We start from the raw sequence: 17,564 nt of genomic DNA, 5'->3' as shown, positions 1-17,564 counted from the left end.
ACAGGCACTCACGCGCGCTCGCAGCCTCGATCGGACTGTCGTCGCCGGCAAGATAGCGTGCTCTCCACATCCGCTTCGATCCACCAAACGCCTTTCCGCCGATCAGCGGAAACTCAGCCATTCTTCTGTCGTCGAGCTGTCTGCCAGACGGCGCTCGCCAGAGCTCTCACATTGCGGCGGCGAGCGCCGTCGGGTTGCTAAAATTCGGTCCAGCGGCGCTTGCATCTTCGGCTGCGAACGGGAACGCAGATCCGTCGATCCACATGCGGTGCATGACCACTGCCAGCTTGCATGCAACGGCCACCACCGCGCGCTTATGGCCTCGCTTAGCTGCGATCCGGACACCCCAGGCCTTGATGCCGCACCATTGCTTGGAACGCACCAGCATCGCACTCGCCGCTTCGTAGAGCACGGTACGCACCTCCCCGTCGCCGCACTTCGAAATGTGCCCTTCGATGTCGATGGATGTGCCCGTCTGGATACGCCGGGACGTCAGTCCAAAATGCGCGCCGACGGTCTTCGACTTGCTGAACCTGTACGGATCATCGATAGCCGCCTTGAAGGTCAGTGCCGTCACCGGACCGACGCCGGGAATGGCGCAAAAGCGTCGGCAGAGCTCGTCCCGGCCGACCATTTGCACCAGCAGATCATCAGCTTTTTGTACTCAGCCCACAGTGCTTCCCACGCTCTCAACATGCAGTCTGTCACGCCGGCGATAAGCTGGTCACAAGCGGCCAACTCGTGCACTCGCGCTACAAATGTCGCGCGCTGGACGCGCGGTCCGACCATCAATCCGAAAACCTTCAGGGACTGTCTGATCTCGTTCTCTATGTCGAGCAATTTGCGCTTCAGCGTCCGCCGGTGTCCCAGCAGAAGCCGTATTTTGTGGCTCTCCTGACTCTTAACATGAACCGGTCGATACCAGCCCGCACGCACCAGGTGCGCTAATCCTCGCGCGTCATTTTTGTCGGTCTTGTTGCGCTGGGCTTCCAACGCAGCCGCGGCCTGCCGCGTTTCCGATAGGACCATGGGCAAGCCAAGAGACACAAGCTCACGGTGCAGCCACGGTGCCACACTTCCCGCTTCATGGCCGACCTTGTCGAGCCGTGGCAGGTATGGTGCCAACGCTTCGAAGATGACCGCAGGATCTGTCGCCACGCTGGCTTCGAACACGACGGCACCGTCACGGCTGTTCACGACGCAGATTGCGGTCTTGGTGCTGGATGTGTCGAGTGCTGCTGAGAGTTTCATCGGCGGACGTCCTCTTCGGCGAATCAATGTTGATTCCCCGCCATGCTGCGCCCTTGCTGCCGAAACTGCCTCATTTCGCGCTCGCCCGATTACGCCGCCATTCAGCCTCCCCCTCTTCCTCACGTGATCCTTCGATACAATCAACCGCTCAGATCATTGCGATCCAGCTTCCAATAGAGTGCAGCTAACACGCAGCGGCTCGACCCTCAGCGCGACAGCCCATCACGATCAGGCTGTGGCCAGCTTCGCCATTGATGAGCGCTATTCACCTTCTAGCTTGCTCGATTGGTGCGTAGGGTGTGTAAAATCCCTTCACTTCCTTCCTTGAGCCTTGGCTTGGCTTCTCGTCTTCTTCCAAGGTTTGTGGATCAGTCCGATCTCAGCCGCGTCGCGCAAGTCTTGCAAACGGAATGGCGATCAGGCCACTGCGACACAGCCAACGAGCTGCGGTCCAAGTGCGGAATTCGTGCCGTTTATGTGCAGAACAATGAAACGAAGTTCCCTTCGACGCTGCACGTCCGACGGTTTCTCGGCAGTCCGACTGCAGACCGAACACTTACTGGCGCTGGCCAATGTCGATCATGACCAATGTGACAACGTTTGGTCCAAAGAGATGCAGCGCTGGCAGGACAAAGGTTGAAGCCATTTCCCAGCGCGTCCACGCTGGCGCTACGACTGACTTTCTTCGCAGCCACTGCAATGAGGTGTCGTTTGTTCGGCAGGCTCTCAGCAGGACGTGAGCGTCCGCAACGTCAGTGCAGGCCGACGTCCTAGCGGTCGCCCGACGTCGTGAAGTCGCGACGGCCGACGATCTTGTGAGATAGCGCAACCCGCGTAATTCAAGACCCCCGGACGGATCCCTCCGTCCATTTGGAGGTGGTACTTGTGATCGACTGTTGAATTCTTCTTCCGTCGCGAGCCGGGCCCGGCGAGCTCCGGCCGTTTGCCTGCAGCTGCCCCGCCGGTCGAGCTACCCAGACGGCCACGCAGCGGATCGGGGTTACAGACGGCCACGCAACCGATGTCACCCAGCTGCGCGGCTGGTGTTCAGATGGCGCGCTCCATCAGGCTTCCTGGCCTTGCCGTTCGAGGTCGAGCCTGGCGTCCTGATGCGCCCTGCCGCGCGCAACGGCGGTTATGCCCTGTACAAAGTCAAAGATGCTCTCCGGCTTGCGATTCTCCTCACCGAGAACGGCTTCAATGATCTTTGATGTCTCTGCCTTGGAGAAGCCATTCTTCCGCAGAAAGCTCTCCCGATACTCGTCGGTGCGGGCGACGATCCGCTGTCTTGCCGCCGCAATGCCGGCAACGAATGGCGCGAGCGAGGAATTGGCAAAGTTTGTCAGCGCCGGTGTAGCCTCGTGCCCAAACCGTTGCGCCGCAGATTTCGAATGCCGGATCGTGATCTGCTCGAAATTCTCCACGCCCCAGAGATTGCGGTTCATGCAGACGGCGCGCAGATCGAAGCTCGCAATGCCGAGCGTCTTGCTGCCAACCTCGGAGTTCCAGCAATAGAAGCCCCGGAAATAGACATCCGGCGAACCGTCCGGCAGCCGTCCGGCCTCGATCGGATTGGTGTCGTCGACCAGAAACGGGAACACGTCCCGGTCACTGGCATAGAGCGTAGTCGTGTCCTTGGTCACGTCCACGAAGGGATTATGGGTCATGCTCGACCAGTCCAGCACGCCCGGCACTTTCCACCTTGTATCACCCGTACCATTACCAGCGATCTGCATAACGGCTGCCACTAGTTCGTGATCCCAGATGCGGCCGTAGTCCGGCCCGGTGACGGCGCGAAGCTCGATCCGGCCGCTGTCCGCTTCCAGCGTTTTGACCAGCTCGGCACGGTGCGACAGCAGCCCATGCTGCAGGTTTATGGCAAACAAGGGAGCGGGCAGATGACGCAGGTAAGCGGCGGGGGCGCCGACAAGCGTGCACAATTGCCCAAAGCTCCAATGCGTCGGCATCACCGGTTTGTCACGACCGGGAACGATCAGGCCAGCCGCTCGGCGTTGTCTCGGGCAGCTTCGATGCGGATAGATGCGCTGTCCACGGTCCGTGCCTGCGCGCACTCTGCGCGGCTGCGCACGGCCTCATAGAGGTCCGGCAGGTTCAGATAAAGACGCTGGCATGCAATGGCGGCTGGCCGAGGCCGAGTGCCTCTGGCGAGCGACGCGATGATGATCCATGGATCGAAGGCCGAACAGCGAGACGCATGGCGTGCGGTTCACGACATGTCATCATTTGCGTCTCTTAACCTATTCAATGCGTTACTCGAGAACCTGTTGTGTTATCTTTCGACAGGCGCCAGACGGATGGCTGAAACGGCGGGCACGCGTCAACTCGATCTTAAGCGTGCCAGCATGGTCTCTCGCTACGACTAATCGTACACGTCCTTGCTGTCGGCATAGTCCACCCAATCTCGCGGTCTCCATACCTTTGGCGGCTCGGCTTCCTTGAACCGGCTCGGGAGACGGATCTCAGGCCCCTCGCCGAACGGGATAGATAAGCCGTAGCTGATCGCAAAACGCGTAAAGTCGTCGCCCTCCCGGAGCGCTAACTCCGTGGGGCGCTGCACATTCAGCATCTTGTAAGGTGGAATTCCCGCGCGGTCGTGCTGTAGCTCGGTGTAGGTGGAGGAGATTGTCGAGCCGTACCATTGCGATCTCGAACCCCCGCCTCCCAGGAAAATGACCAACGGCTTCATCCGATGAAGGGGAAGCTGCCCGATAAACTTGCGCTCGTAATCAGCATTCTGGATCGCATCGACCTGCCAATTTCGTCCGTCCTTTTTCTTGGCCGTAATAATGATCGTACCAACGAGGCAACGGATCCGATTCTCATAATCATCCCGAACGTCGGCTGCACATTCCTTGAGAAGCATTTCCAGCAGCGACGCATCGAACTCGCCTCTATTTTCCGAGTCGATCGCGGCCCCGATCGCAGAGATGCCGAGCGCCTCCACTCTTCCGGAGTAAAAATTGATCCGCCTTTCGCCATCGTAGTTCACATAGTTGAAGGCGACGCCATCGATCGTGCCGCCGCCAATATCGAAATAAACGTAGATGCCGGGGACGGCTTCGCGGGACATCACAAACGACTGCACGGCCGCCGCAATCTCCGGCACCGCGTGAAAATCCGTAACCTCGCGCTCCAGCCTCGCGAATACTGCACTATAATCATCCAAGGCCGCCCTGAGCGTGCCGGGAATCTTGACATCCTTGACCCAAAGCCATGCAACGCCGAGCACCTCCTCAAACGTCGCGAGTGCATCCGAGTCGTAATGCTCCACCGGAACGCCGACATTTGCGGACCAAATGGGCGTCCGGTTTTTGAGCCTGTCCGATTCATTCAGGCCAACCCATCGTTGGCTGCGCACGATGACGGACGCAAGGAACCATGCGGCCAGCGCCTTCACCGTCGCGGGCTCGTTGAGCTTGATACCGGCAAGCTCGGTCAGGTCATCGGTGATCGGCGTGCCTGCCAGTCTCATTTTGAGGTAGGTGACCTCAACCGAATTCGGGTGACTTACAGAGCCGTCGCGCAAGGAAAGGCGCCCATCCTGAGAGATGGCGACAACTGACGGCAGCAAGGCGCTTTTTAGACCTGGGCCAATAGCGACTACACCGGATTCTTCCGTTCCAAGGTCGCGATAGCACACCTTGGTGAAACTCGTTCCGAAATCAATGCCGAGATTGAGCGTCACGACGCTGGGCGCGGTGCCGCAGGCGTTTCCCGGCCTCATGCGATCTGCGGGCCGGACGTTCGCTACGGGCAAACTCGGGGCGCCCGGCGCATCCCGATTCCCAAAAAGGCGCTCCCTCAGCTCTTCTATTTTGTCGCGCCAACTCATCAGCGTCCCGACACCCTAATAACGCCTGCCGCGAGCTGAATCATTGTGGGATCTACCTGCTGCCGTTTGGCTATGCGTTCCAGCTTGGTCCTGAGCTGCTCCTCTTCTTTCCTTATGAGGCCTTCCGTCATCGCCACCGGCCGAAGATTACCGTCCCTGCGGAACTTCTCGATCCGCGCGCGGAAACCTTCCAAGCGCCGCCTAGCGAGTTTTTCGGCGCTTACTTTTTGCTGATCGCAGCGCACCTTGTTTTCAGCTTCAGAATCGGCAAGCCGCTCGCCGAACGCGTTGCCTAGCGCTTCTTCGCAACGAAACGCGGCTACGCAGATTTTGCCGATGTCTGGTAACACATTGACCGCGTTGGGTAGCGCCTCGCCGAACGCCGAAGCGGCTGTCACCAACGCTTCGGAGTCGGCAGCGTCCAGCAATTCGCCTGTCGCAAGATTTGAGGCCCGGAAGGACAGCAGCTGATCCGATTTGAGACCAACAAACGACCATCGGTGCGCGCTGAACACATAATCGCCGACCGGCACCTTGGCGTCAGCCTGACTCATCGCAATCGCAGCGACAGGGTGCAATTGGTGGTGCTCATCACGATACCGCGCGCGAATCCACTGTACGAGCGGGTGGCTCGGTTCGATGAATTCCGCGTCGGGAGAGACATCCTCGGTCTTACGCGGATCGAAGATGCAGAAGACCGGCCTGCTGCTCCGGTGCAGCGTCGTCGGCGTCGAGGGGCGCGTTTCGGCTATAAAGTATCCGAGCGATGTTCGGGCCGCGTCTGACAGAACGATTCGCGCCGCGAAATCAACCTCACCCGGTTGCTCGATCTTGGTTCCCGGATAGTTTCGGGCGAAGAAATCGTCCACGAGCGCACGTAGCTCGAAAGCGCTGAGCCAGCGACCCTTTTGGCGGCTGTCCCTCACATGGTCGAGGATATAATCCGAGAACCCGACAAGGTTGACGGCTTCCTCCTCCAGTCTCTGACGCTCCTTTTGGGTATTCCGGATCGCAAGCTCCGCCTGGACCGATTTGCGCTCGCGCTCTTCTTCGGTCAGGTTCGGATTGAGAAGACCGACAAGAAGTTGCTCGGTGACCTCGCCCAGAATGTCTTCAAGGTCGCCGATACTTTCCCTGAAGACATTGATGCGTTCATAAAGGCGCATCAAAATTCTGTCCTCGATCGTGTTCTCGACCGCGAGATTGATGACCGAGATGCGCTCCGCCTTTTGGCCTAGGCGGTCGAGCCTGCCTATCCGCTGCTCAACCCGCATGGGATTCCAGGGAAGATCGTAGTTGACAAGGAAGCGGCAGAACTGAAGGTCGATACCCTCGCTGCCGACTTCCGACGACAACAGAACAGAAGGTCCCTCGGCGCGCGCGAATGATGCGATGATGGCGTCCTTCTCCGAACCCATGTCGCCCATAATGAGCGCAGCATTGACGCCGTCCGCCTTCAGCCGGCGTGCAAGGTATTTGAGGCTGCCGCGATAGAACGCGAACACGACAAACTTTTCGCCCGGATGCTTCTGCAGCTCGGCTGCCAAAAATTCCTTGAGAGCGCGATACTTGTTGTCGCCCTCCTCAAGGCTCTTGATGTCGTATGTGCAATCAAGCGCGGCACCACCCGCATTCTCGTCGAGCGCATCGCCGTCGCGTTCCCCCGTCTCGGAACTAGCTTCCGGCAAAAGCTCGCGGGAAACCCCGAAATCTTCCCAGAGTAGATCTTCGATCAAGCCCTTCTCGCGCCAGCTTTCGAGCGCACCGACAATCGAGCTCGCCATTTGACGCTGGCGAGCGATCAGAGAGAAGAGAGATACGCCGCTTCTGCCAACCGCTTCCTGCCAAATGCGATTGGTAACATGCTGATAGATAGACGATTCCTCGGGGCTGAAGCGGATGTGAAGGGTCTGAGGGTGGCGCTCGACGCGCTTTTCGAGGACCTCGCGTTTCCTGCTTCGCGTCATGTACTGAGACAAGAGCGAGCGGCTCTCAAGCAGGCGTAGGACCTCGATTCGCCTTTCAAAGTTAGTAAGGCCTTCCGAGAGATGCTCCTTGATTCGAGCGAGAATAGCGTCGCTTTTGAAGTAGTCTGACCTCTCCGCGTCCGCGAGAGCCGCGAGCGCGCCCTGCTCATTGACTGGCTCCTGCCACAGCGCCCTTTGCGCCTGGACGATGCAGGAATTGGCCGCCAGCATGTCCTGGAAGAGCGACGAATCGTAGAACTGGTCGGGATCAACGAGCCGCAGAAGCTGGTAGAGGTTGTCGCTGTTGAGCTGAATTGGGGTTGCTGTCAGCATCACCAGATGATGCGCAGCCTCGCTGAGGAGCCTGCCCAACCGGTTATTTCCGGTGGACGGATTACGAAGATAATGGGCTTCATCGATGATGACATGATCGAAGAGAGCGAAATCTTCGGTTGCCGTATTCTCGTCCAGGAGACGCGCAAAGCGCGCCCTGACGCCGTTAGCGCTCTCGTTCTCGTAATTTGCCGGGGGTCGAAGCCCTTCAAGACTCGTGATATAGACGAAGGAATCGGTCGTCCGATGCGCGGCGATATCCTTCATACGCTCATAGAGATCGCGTGCCGAGACAATGTCGCCGGAGATGTTGAACCGCTTGCGGAGGTCGCCTCGCCATTTTTCGCGTAACATGGCTGGACAAACTATCAACAGCCGGCGTGCCGACTGACGCGCCTGGATTTCTTTCCATATGTAGGTTGCTTCGATTGTCTTGCCGAGACCGACTTCATCAGCAATTAGCATGCGGCCGACGGGCGATTCGATGAAGCGCATGACCGGCTTGAATTGGTGAGGATGAAAGTCCGTGTTGCTGGCTTCCATCGAGTAGAAAATGTTGGTGAGCTCGCCCTTGATCTTTTCGAACGTCAGAACGCGGCGAAGATCGCTTGGGCCGCCGAATACAGCATTCTCAAGTAGGTCGAAGATCTCTTTCTGCTCACCGACGGGCTCCAGCAGGTCAAATCGCTTGAACTGCTTCTCATTGGGACCGAAGTCGATTTCTACCATGAGAAAGCTGCCGGCCCGCTTCGTGCGTCCGGTAGTGGCGCCCTGCCGTCCTGGATTGTCGCGCAGACGAACTTTGGTCCCGGCAATCTCGGGGTTCCAGCCGGGACTACCCGCTGCCGCGATGGCTTCCGTCATGGCCCCGCCAGGAATTTCTCAGTACTAAATTTTGGAAATCTACGATGATAAGCGGTTGTTTTCAAGAGATTCCCCGTCTAAGCGCCGGCGCGGCAGCCGAATCCCACGGTTACGGATAAGCGTTCGCGATCGCAGCATGACGCGAGTTGTCGCGATACGCCGGATTGATAGTAGCTTCTCCTTCACGGCTGCCCGGCAATGCTCAGGGGAGTCTAAGGGGCTGCGGACGCGACTGAGCTCGGGCGCGATTCAACATCTTAATCTGCGGGTTGCCCGGCACGATGACCGGTGGAACGGTCGGGTGTGCCTCGCTTCTTCAAACAATGCCTACTGTATTGATCTTGACCGTATCCGGGCGGGCAGGAACGACGCGTCGGTAGACGCGCAGGCCGGCAAAGAGTTTTCAGAGCTTGAGGTGGCCAAGTCTCCGCCGTGCCAGGCAGGGTCCGGCGGGTCATGAACGACAAGCCCTGGTGGCGGACCTTCGATCATCCCTTCCAGAACATCAAGGAAGCGCAGAAAACGCACGGCAAGCTCCTTCGAACCGTGGTCAAGGTGCCGCTGGTTGCCGGCGCAGCGCCTGTTTGGTCGTTCGCCGCCAGCATTGCCCTTCCAGCACATGACTTGAAGCACAACGTCTGCGCTTCTTACCGGCGCAGCGTTGCATCTTGCATCGCACGTGCCAATGTGTGGCGATGCTCCTCGCTCCGGCTACTGAAGCCCAGCTCCTTAATTCATGCCGGGCCCTGTCCGAACGCATTCGCGTTTTACCGATCGGGCGTGCGTCGCGCACATATGCGGCATTCAGCGCTTGCTGACACTCTCGCTGATGTAGACCTTTAGCGCGCGCCCAGGAAAAGCTATGGCTTAATTTAATCGGACGATGCGGGCGGCCGGGTGATTGCAGACTTCGGACGGTTAAATGCTAATAGCGCTCTCGTGTTCTGGAGCAGCTGCGTTGGCGGAGGGCCCACCCGACCGTGTCGCGCGCGTGAGCGAAGCCATTTGCTGATCGCTGTCGCCACTTCTTCGGGCTGCCGGGAAGTTTTTCCGCGCAGCGCGCATTCCCAAACGGTCATGACCCGCCATCCTGCCTCAAGCAGCGCGGCCTCCTTCTTCGCGTCGCGCCGCTGGTTGGCGGCGAACTTGTCGGACCAGAAGCTCTGATTGCTTCGAGGAAAGGTCGACCGGTGGCAGCCGTGGGCGTGCCAATAGCAGCCATGAACGAACACGACGGCGCGATAGCGCGGAAAAACGAGATCGGGGCTGCCGGGAAGGGAACGAACATGCAGCCGGTAGCGGACGCCCAAGCGGTGAAGAGCCGAGCGCAGCATCATCTCCACGCCGGTATCACGCTGGCCGACGCTGGCCATGATTCTAGAACGCGTTACTTTGTCGACCTTATCCATCACACGCCCGCGATGACTTTGGTCGTGACGAGCGCTTCGAGATGCCTGTGAAGGCTGCTCGGTATGGCGCCGCCTTTGATCAGTACTCCTGCCTCCATGTTCTTCTCCATGGCGTGGCCTGTGAGGTTGGCGCTCGAAATGAAGCAGAAGCTTTCGTCCGCGACGGCAATTTTCGCGTGGACGCTTCCGCCCGCAAACTCATCTGCCTTCTGCGCCCATGAGTAAATGCGGGCAGTCGGTAAAGCAGTCTTCATTTTTCCGATCGCATCGAAACTTAGGTTACCGCCGTGCAAGCTGCTCGCCTCAAGCAGCATCGATATGGCCACGCCCCGCGCTGCCGCATGGCCTAACGCTTTCATGATCAAAACGACATCATAGGCGACGAAGCTCGTCATGAAGAGCTTCTGCTCGGCCACCTCTATGACCTGAAGCAGTGCTTGTTCCGTCTTGCGGGTCGCGACGAGCTTGCTCGACGGACCCGTCCAGACAAGTTCGATCTCCTGCTCGGCTTTGGCCTGGTGATATGCGGTGCTCGCTCCGGCCAGCATACCGGACAGTTCTGCCGGCGGTATCGGGGCGCCCGTCCAGGCCGCGAGGAGTTTTGCTAGCCGTGCCTGCGCATTCTGGTTCGGCGCCCAGCCCGACAGCGAACTCGCTTTTTCGGATGAAGCCAGCTTGCCGATCGCCGCCGCGAGCTGCTTCGCCTTGGCGGGCGGTGTGTTGGAGACGAGGTCGATGACCGCTTCAATAAGCCGTTCCATGCAGGCCTCAATCGAAGAAGGCCGCGTCTGCCACTTCCAAAGTCGGAACGACGAGCGCACGGTCAATGTAGCGGTTGCCCTTCTCGCACGAAGTTTCCGAGACGAAGGAGCAGGCGTGGCAGGCGGCGGCGTGCAGCGAACGGTCCGCTTCCGGATTGTGCTCCGAGCAGAGCGGATCGGACGAGCAAATGCCCGCGCGGCCCAAAGCTTGCTTGAGAAGCCGACCCAGATTGTCGGGTTTTCCGAGTTCGACGAGGCCACCGAGCGTACCGTCGGAATCTGCGGCCGCCGTATATATCAGGATTCCCGCCTGCGGGCTGTCGCCTTCGGTATTGGCGTAGATGCGCTCCCTGATGCTGGCGGCGTTGTAACCGCACTCCAGGGCGAGCTCGCGGATCAGGAGGTGTGACAGCGTATGGAGCATGGCATAGCGAATGCCCGGGAAGCCTTCGGCCGGATCGAGCTTGCGCGCGTTGCGCCAGCCGCGATGACCGGCTTCGATCTTGGCAAGACGCGACACAACCGCTGGCTCGATTTCCCACGCCTTTACGGCAGCTTCATCGAACCTGATGAAAATGCCCTCGCCGTGAACTTCCGTGGCAGGCACCCATTCGGGGACGCTTCTGGACAAGGCAGCGCGCGGAGGCCGCTTATTGACGTCGGTCGCCTCCTCTGGCGCTTCGACGCGGGTGAAGCCAATCAGGGCGTTCACTTCGCGCAGGCGCTCAAGAAGCAGGATGCTCGCGATCTTTTTCTCGAAGTCCTTGGGAGCGGCCGCGGTCTTGCTCAGAAAGTGTGGCCAGTCGGTCGGAGGATTGGGATGAGTGAGAACGGTCCACTCCGGCCCTTTGATGTCGGCATCGGTTACGCCTCCTCCCGTATTGCCGGCCTTGATCTGCTGGATGACTTGCCAGATCGCCTTCGGCGAATGTTTGTCGATACCGGATAGCGCGCCCGTCTTCTTGAGGGTCTTCACGGTGACGACGGCCTGCTCCTCGGACTCGAGATCGCTGAAGTAATCCCAGCCGTCTTGAACGAGCTGAACGATGGGATCGGATGTCAGCGGAATCGCCAGAGCCGAAAGCGTGATCGGGAACCAGCTGTTTGTTGCCCCTAACAGTACGGCCCGCGCTTCTTCCGTGCAGCCGGTGTCGAAGTGATCGACATGCGGGTGACGGCCGCGGCAGCCGGGTAGGTTCTCGCGGCCGACTTTCCCGAAGGCCTGCGCCATACTGCGGGCGGCGCCGCACTCGTCGCACTTGACCCAAAGATTTTCGGTCTGGAGCGATGCGTCGCTTTCATAAAAGCGCAGCGTGCCTTTGCAGCCGGACGGACCGTTGTGAACGAAATAGTGCCACGGGAAATCGTCGAGGTGGCCGCGGCGGCAGGCGAGCAGGAAGCGAGCAGGCACGGCATCGACGTCCCTTGCCGGCTGGTCGTTCTTCGAACCCCTGCAGTCTTTGTGAACGAAGCGCGTTCGCTCGGGGCGGAAACGATGCTCTTTGCACTCAAAGAGTCCCGTATCGTAGGCGGACAAGAGCCCGCATTTCACACATCGCAGCCATCGCGGAAAGGGCCGGACCGGAACGCCGATGAAGGCTTCGGCGGAGAACGGATCGACATTCTCGCTGCGCTGGAACGGCGGCATGCGAAGGCTTTGGACCTGTGGTCCCAGCTCGCGGCGCACGGCGGCCAGCAGGCGCGCCTCCTCCAGCGGAGGGCAACGGCTCAGTTCCCACTTGTCGATGCCGAGCGTAACGACGGATAGGCTCGGCAGATCGACGAGAGCGCCGGGCCCGTAGGTCCAAAGAAGCTGACTCGGCCTGACCTGGCCGACGGGAGTCTTGTCGCTGGTCATGCGTCGCCTCCTGCATCGTCTTTCCCGGCGGGCCGCGGATTCCATCCCGGATCGGAGCCGCCGATCCTGACGGTGCTCATGATGAGGCTCACGCCGGGTTCGACCTCTCGCATGGACATGGGAACAGTGAAATTGTCCCACGCCTGAATGCCGGGCCGCTTCAAGAGCGCGACGGTCGTGGACACATTCGGGCCCTTTTTCTCATAGGCGAGAGTCCGGCCACCCTTACCTGCTTCTCCTGCCCACTCGTCGAGACGCTCCTTGAGCTCGGTGGAGGCGAGATTCTTGATGTCTGCCTGATGCGAGATTTGCCACGCCCTGTCCACGAGCAGATCGTGCGCTTCGATCGCTTCCGTTCGATCGGGCTTATCGAGAGCCCCCGCTCCGGCGTTCGGGTTGAAGAGAGGATTCTCGAGGCGCATGACGCTCAGCATCGTTCCGGTGAGCCCGCGATCCATCGCGCGCGGGGAGAACGGCGTGACGGATTGCGCCTCGACGTGCTTGTAGAAGGTCGCGTGATAGTGCTCGAACGTCTCGTAGTGCGAAAGGTCGCGCGGACGCGCCCATGTGAGCACGGTGCAAACGATGCCCGGAAAGGAGCGGCCGACGCGGCTTGTCGCCTGAATGTATTCGGCCGTTCCCTTGGGCTGGCCGTTCACGACCATGAGCCCGAGACGGTTCACGTCGACGCCGACGGAGAGCATGTTCGTCGCCAGCACGACATCAATCGATCGCGGTTCGCTCTCGTCCCATACGGTGACGTAGCGTCCGAGCGCGGCGTCATAGGACGCCTTGAACTTGATCTCGAGCTGGTCGAGGTTCTTCGGAATATCGCGGCTCGAAACGCGCGAGGTGAGCTCGCGAATGTTGCTCACGGCGCGCTGCTCGAGGCCCGGCCGGTCAACGTCGCTCATCTGCACGCGATAGGATCGCGTCTGCACGTCGTCTTCGGCGAGGCGGCGCATGCCGCCGAGTTCGCGCAGGGAATTGAAGTAGCCAACCGTGGTCAGATACGGATCGGCCGCTTGCCCGAAGCGGTTGAACAGCGCCTGTGAGGCGGTCAAGAAGGCCGTATACACGCGGATCAGCATGGCGGGGCGCGAGCTGCCCGGCGAGCAGATCCCGAGATAGCGCCGTCCCGGCATCGAAGCGACCGGGCGCTGGATCGAGAAGAAGTTGTCCTCGACGTCGAGGCCGTGCGGCGGGAACACAGCGACGCGACGCATGAACACATTGTTGACCTGCTCCGCCGCCTTCCGCACCGTCGCGGTCGAGGCGACGATCTTGGGCTGGACCGTCTTGCCGCCGAGCTGCCAACTGCAAAGCTCGTCGATCGCGGTTTCGTACAGGCCGACCATTGTGCCGAGCGGGCCGCTGATGAGATGGAATTCGTCCTGGATGATGACGTCGGGCGGCCTCAGGCGAGTGATGTTGCGAACGGCCGTATTCGGCAGCCCCTTGTATGTCTTGTGATTGCCGGTGCAATCGGCCTCGGGCCAGAGAAGGCCGTGCCGCGGGCATTCCGTCGCGGCCATACCGAAGAGCGTCCGCACCTCGCCTTTCCACGCCATGAGGGCGAACTTGTCGACCGTCGCGATCATCATCGACGGCGGGCGATGATAGATCTCCTCGTCCACGACGAGGACGGGAATGCCGGGCTGCGCCTTCTTGCTCGACTTGCCCTTTGAGAACTCGCACCCGCCCTTCTTGTCACCGCAAAAAAGGATGGTCCGCTTGCGCGCGGTATCGACCTCGATGTCCTGTTTCGGATCGACCTCGCATCCGCACCACGGACAGCTCGTGAGCTGCGCGGGAGACGTGCCGCCGGCGTCGAACTTTTCCGGGTCGCGGATGTTGCGGATAACCTGGTTGCTTTCGGCTGTCGTGCCGGGCGTCACCTTGTTGCCGACCCATAGCCCTATCGTGAACGGCTCCCCGCCCCACGATTTGTCGCCATTTGCCAAAGCTTCCTGCCGCAGAAGCTCCATCGCGCAGATCAAGGTCGAGGCGCGCTGGAATTGCTGGAGCGTCAGCAGGCGCAGCGTATAGCGCATGATGACAGTGAGACCACGGGTCCCATCGTAGCCGCCGAGCACGCCTTGCAGCCGTCGTATCGCCATCGCGAACGCGGCGACGCCGAGATACGCTTCGGTCTTGCCGCCGCCCGTCGGGAACCAGAGAAGGTCAGCATAGGCGTCGAGCGGCGCGGTCCGGTCCTTGTGTGCGGGATCGGCGAGCGACGGGATCGACAAGAGGATGAACGCTAACTGGAACGGCCGCCACGACCTGTTGCGGCGCTGCTCGAAATCGGCGAGAGCCTTGCCTTCGCCACGGCGCTGCGAGAGCGCATAGAGGCTGTGAATGCGCTGCCTCGCCATGGCGAGGTTCGCGAAGCGGAATGCCGCAAGGGCCTTTTCGTTCTTCGCATCGGCGAGGACGGCGATGCCTTCGTCCAGCCGTTTGCGGATTTCATCGCAGCGATCCAGCGCGGCCTTGGCCTGTGCGTCGTGACCGGTGACATCCTTGCCGATGCGGGCGCGCTGCTCCGCGATCCAGTCTCCATAGTCGCCCGGGAGCACCGATAGCGCGGCGACGAGGTCTTTCCGTTCGAGCCCGGCCAAGACTTCCATGTCGAGATGGCCCTTTTCGACCATGTCGCGCATGGCGGATCGGTCTTGCGGTCGCAGGCCCGGCGTCTCTGTGACGGGCACCTCGTACTGGGGCATGACGACGGTGCGCACCTCGTCGGCCTTCTCCGAATTATCAGCTACCGTATTCGCGTGGACCGAGACGCCGTGGCCGACCGCGAATTCGACCTGCTTGCGGTAGATCATCTCAAGCGCCTTGCGCTCTTCGTCATCGTCCTTCGTGGCCAGCGCCGCGCGCCGCCTGAAGATCGCCTTGCCGTCCTGCGAGCGGACGATCAGTTCGGGCTGAAAGAGCCAGGCTGCGTCTTTGTTTTCGCCGGGCTCGGTCTGCGCGTTGACAAGGAACAGCGTGATCAGCCGGTCGCCATTGGCATTCTTCGGCCGCACCGTGCCCTGAACCCTGACATCCGGACGATCCTTGTCGGGCGGGCGGTGGGAGATCACGCCATCTGTGAGGTCAAACGTCAGCTTGCCGCCGCAGGGCATGCGCTGCCAGACCTTCGATTTGACTTCGGTCGTTTCTTTCCGGATGACGTTGCCTTCCGCGTCCTTGATCTTCTTGTTGATCGCCTTCGTATGTTCGTGATCGTAGAGGCGCTCGTATTGGCCCCATCGGGCTTCGATTTCGATTTGATTCACGTCACCGTCGACGCAGAAAGTCAGGCCGAGGCTCGACGGCACAAGCGACTGGTTGCTCGTCGCATCGATCTCGTCGGCAGACTCTGCTTCGGCGTCGACGCGGCCTGTCGTGCTGTCGAACTCCGCCCCCGGCTCGTGACGGCCCGTGTGAACGCCGAGGTCGCCCGGCTCTTCGTCTGCATCTTCCGCGGTGGTCAGGCCTCCCTCGACGGCGTCCTTCTCGACTTCGCGCGGCGCGAGCTTGCCCACGAGGTAGCGGTCCCGCACGCTCATATCGATGATGCGCTCGTGCGGGCCGTTCGCGGGCCCGAGAAGGTCGTCCATCACCGCGAACTGCAGGAGCTCCCGGATATAGGAGATGTCTTCGTTCTCCTTGCCCTTGCGCGAGCCGATCAGCGGAACGTCATCGGGCGTCCCCCCGGTCAGTTTCTTTACAGCGGCGAGGAAATCGTTCCACTGCAACCGCGCTGTCTTTCCCGTGGGCATGGACAGTCCAGTCGAAGCGATGGTCGCGTTTCCGCCGATCTCGAGCACGCTCTCGAGATAAAGAACCGTGCTCTCTAGATCGGAGCGCACGCGCATCACGCGCCCGACGCGCGTCGCCATACCGGACGGGTCGGCGATCAAAAGCCAGTCGCTATGGGCGATCGCGGCGTGCAGCTTGCGTTCACCCGCAAGCGTGAGAGTGAACCCCGGAAGCAGCTTCCCGCCTTTGTCGACGGCGAGCCACGCGTTCTTGCCTGCCGTACCGTTACCCGCTGCTGCTTCCGCCATGTTTCCCTCCCGGGAATTCTCGTTCCAGGAGCGCACTCAATAGCTCCGGTGTGTTGAAACCGTTCGACGTCACTATGTCCGAGATATCCTTGCCGCAGAGAAATATGATCGGATGTTTGTCTTCGCGCACTTCCTCGTATGCCTGGCGTCCCACGACGGATGTCGTGACGAGCACTCCGAACTGCCTGTGCTTAATCCGCGAGATCAGGCGCGAGACTTCCCGTACGCCGACCGTGCTTGCCCCTTCTCCGCTCGACGCTGGCCGATAGCACTTGGCTTCGAGTGAGAACTCCGCGTAGACGGGATCGTCGCTCAAGCCCAGCAAATAGCGCCCGATGGCATCGCGCCCGCCGTCGGCCGACGCCCGTGTGATCTCATCTATGATGACACGCTGATCATGCATTTGAAAGACCCGCGCCGCGAACGCCTCGAAGGCGACCGGCGCTTCCTTGAAGTGCTCGTAGATGACACCGAGCAGCTCCCGCTTCAACGGTGTATCGGGCAGCTGTTCCTCTGCACTGCGGATGACGGTCGTGCTCTCGGATGCGAGCGGCCGGTAGCTCCCGCTCTGCACCCAATCGATCCAAGCCTTTGGAGCAAGAGGACCGAGCGTCCGCCCTGCCGCGATGTCTTGAAGCCAAGCGCGAGGCACTACAGGCACATCAAGCACCGTGAACACGGCGCGATAGTTCTGAAACCGCTGACCGCCGGTCGTCTTCCAGACAGCAACCAGATCACTCGTTGCGGGCAGGCCAGGAAAGCCCGGAACAGCCAAGCCCTTGAACTGCACCGACCGGGCACTCGCCGGCGTCGGGTGCTTCTTGAAGACAAAGAATGGAGGGATGAGCCCGCGCTGGCTGGGGTTCGCGTGCAATAAATCGAAGACACGGCGCAGGATGCGGTTGCCGCTGCGCGGCGTCTCGTGGAGCTCGTGTCCCGGCGTCTTGTTGTCGCCAAAGTAAGAGAACTGACCCGTACTCAGCTCCAGATGATCTGGCCAATCGCGATCCTCGCCGCTCGTATAGAGGACAACGAACTTCTTGTCTTCGCCCGCTCCAGCGGCCCGGAATCCACCTTGGTTTCCGCTGCCGGGCATTGTCTTGGCAATAGCATCACTGCCGGAGTCCCTGGTCTGCCCACCTTCGTAGATGGCATCCACGATCAGATCGGAGGAAGGGCAATCTTGATGCGCGACCACCTTAGGCAC

General features: G+C 60.6%; 8 protein-coding genes and 2 pseudogenes. 1 reads left to right on the top strand and 9 read right to left on the bottom strand.

Translation table 11 applies throughout. The features are described from left to right. Positions 1 to 166 precede the first annotated feature (166 nt). From QX126_RS33575 to QX126_RS20215, 4 genes and pseudogenes are all read right to left on the bottom strand, one after another. A pseudogene (locus QX126_RS33575) lies at positions 167 to 1,251 on the bottom strand (IS110 family transposase). Between the two features lie 1,047 nt (positions 1,252 to 2,298). Then, positions 2,299 to 3,370 (bottom strand): annotated as a pseudogene (locus QX126_RS20225) (DUF932 domain-containing protein); the annotation flags it as partial. 261 nt (positions 3,371 to 3,631) lie between these two features. Continuing rightward, on the bottom strand, positions 3,632 to 5,104 hold the full coding sequence (locus QX126_RS20220; protein WP_315783164.1) for a hypothetical protein: 1,473 nt from the start codon (positions 5,102 to 5,104) through the stop codon (positions 3,632 to 3,634). Next, positions 5,104 to 8,268 carry an SNF2-related protein gene (locus QX126_RS20215; protein WP_315783162.1) on the bottom strand — a complete coding sequence of 1,055 codons (3,165 nt, stop codon included), beginning with the start codon at positions 8,266 to 8,268 and terminating at the stop codon, positions 5,104 to 5,106. The genes QX126_RS20220 and QX126_RS20215 overlap by 1 nt, the downstream gene beginning before the upstream one ends. 456 nt (positions 8,269 to 8,724) lie before the next feature. On the opposite strand from QX126_RS20215, the gene QX126_RS20210 reads away from it, so the two are divergent. Next, positions 8,725 to 9,111, top strand: a complete 387-nt coding sequence (locus QX126_RS20210; protein ID WP_315783160.1) for a hypothetical protein — start codon at positions 8,725 to 8,727, stop codon at positions 9,109 to 9,111. Positions 9,112 to 9,140: 29 nt separating this feature from the next. Here the strand turns inward: QX126_RS20210 and QX126_RS20205 are convergent, their stop codons facing one another. Genes QX126_RS20205 through QX126_RS20185 form a run of 5 tightly spaced genes read right to left on the bottom strand, consistent with a single transcriptional unit; the run spans position 9,141 to position 17,564 of the window. Further along, complete coding sequence (locus tag QX126_RS20205; protein WP_315783158.1) at positions 9,141 to 9,677, bottom strand: very short patch repair endonuclease; 537 nt, start codon at positions 9,675 to 9,677, stop codon at positions 9,141 to 9,143. Continuing rightward, on the bottom strand, positions 9,677 to 10,438 hold the full coding sequence (gene drmC, locus QX126_RS20200) for a DISARM system phospholipase D-like protein DrmC (RefSeq protein ID WP_315783156.1): 762 nt from the start codon (positions 10,436 to 10,438) through the stop codon (positions 9,677 to 9,679). The genes QX126_RS20205 and drmC overlap by 1 nt, the downstream gene beginning before the upstream one ends. Positions 10,439 to 10,445: 7 nt before the next feature. Then, the gene (locus QX126_RS20195; protein WP_315783154.1) at positions 10,446 to 12,296 is read right to left on the bottom strand and encodes a DUF1998 domain-containing protein; all 1,851 of its coding nucleotides are present in this window, start codon (positions 12,294 to 12,296) and stop codon (positions 10,446 to 10,448) included. Next, complete coding sequence (gene drmA / locus QX126_RS20190; protein ID WP_315783152.1) at positions 12,293 to 16,357, bottom strand: DISARM system helicase DrmA; 4,065 nt, start codon at positions 16,355 to 16,357, stop codon at positions 12,293 to 12,295. Before drmA ends, QX126_RS20195 begins: the two co-directional genes overlap by 4 nt. After that, a complete protein-coding gene (locus QX126_RS20185; protein WP_315783150.1) occupies positions 16,335 to 17,564 on the bottom strand; it encodes a restriction endonuclease in 1,230 nt (409 codons plus the stop codon). The genes drmA and QX126_RS20185 overlap by 23 nt, the downstream gene beginning before the upstream one ends.

This window comes from Bradyrhizobium sp. SZCCHNPS1003 (assembly GCF_032381555.1).
Taxonomy (GTDB): Bacteria; Pseudomonadota; Alphaproteobacteria; order Rhizobiales; family Xanthobacteraceae; genus Bradyrhizobium.
Note: the sequence above shows the minus strand (reverse complement) of the source record. Positions and strands in the feature narration are given on the sequence as shown.

What these genes read in the sequence shown, in the direction of transcription:
- QX126_RS20215 (WP_315783162.1), bottom strand. Translation starts at nt 8,268, where the DNA reads ATGACGGAAGCCATCGCGGCAGCGGGTAGTCCCGGCTGGAACCCCGAG.
- QX126_RS20195 (WP_315783154.1), bottom strand. Translation starts at nt 12,296, where the DNA reads ATGACCAGCGACAAGACTCCCGTCGGCCAGGTCAGGCCGAGTCAGCTT.
- QX126_RS20220 (WP_315783164.1), bottom strand. Translation starts at nt 5,104, where the DNA reads ATGAGTTGGCGCGACAAAATAGAAGAGCTGAGGGAGCGCCTTTTTGGG.
- QX126_RS20210 (WP_315783160.1), top strand. Translation starts at nt 8,725, where the DNA reads ATGAACGACAAGCCCTGGTGGCGGACCTTCGATCATCCCTTCCAGAAC.
- QX126_RS20205 (WP_315783158.1), bottom strand. Translation starts at nt 9,677, where the DNA reads ATGGATAAGGTCGACAAAGTAACGCGTTCTAGAATCATGGCCAGCGTC.
- drmA (WP_315783152.1), bottom strand. Translation starts at nt 16,357, where the DNA reads ATGGCGGAAGCAGCAGCGGGTAACGGTACGGCAGGCAAGAACGCGTGG.
- drmC (WP_315783156.1), bottom strand. Translation starts at nt 10,438, where the DNA reads ATGGAACGGCTTATTGAAGCGGTCATCGACCTCGTCTCCAACACACCG.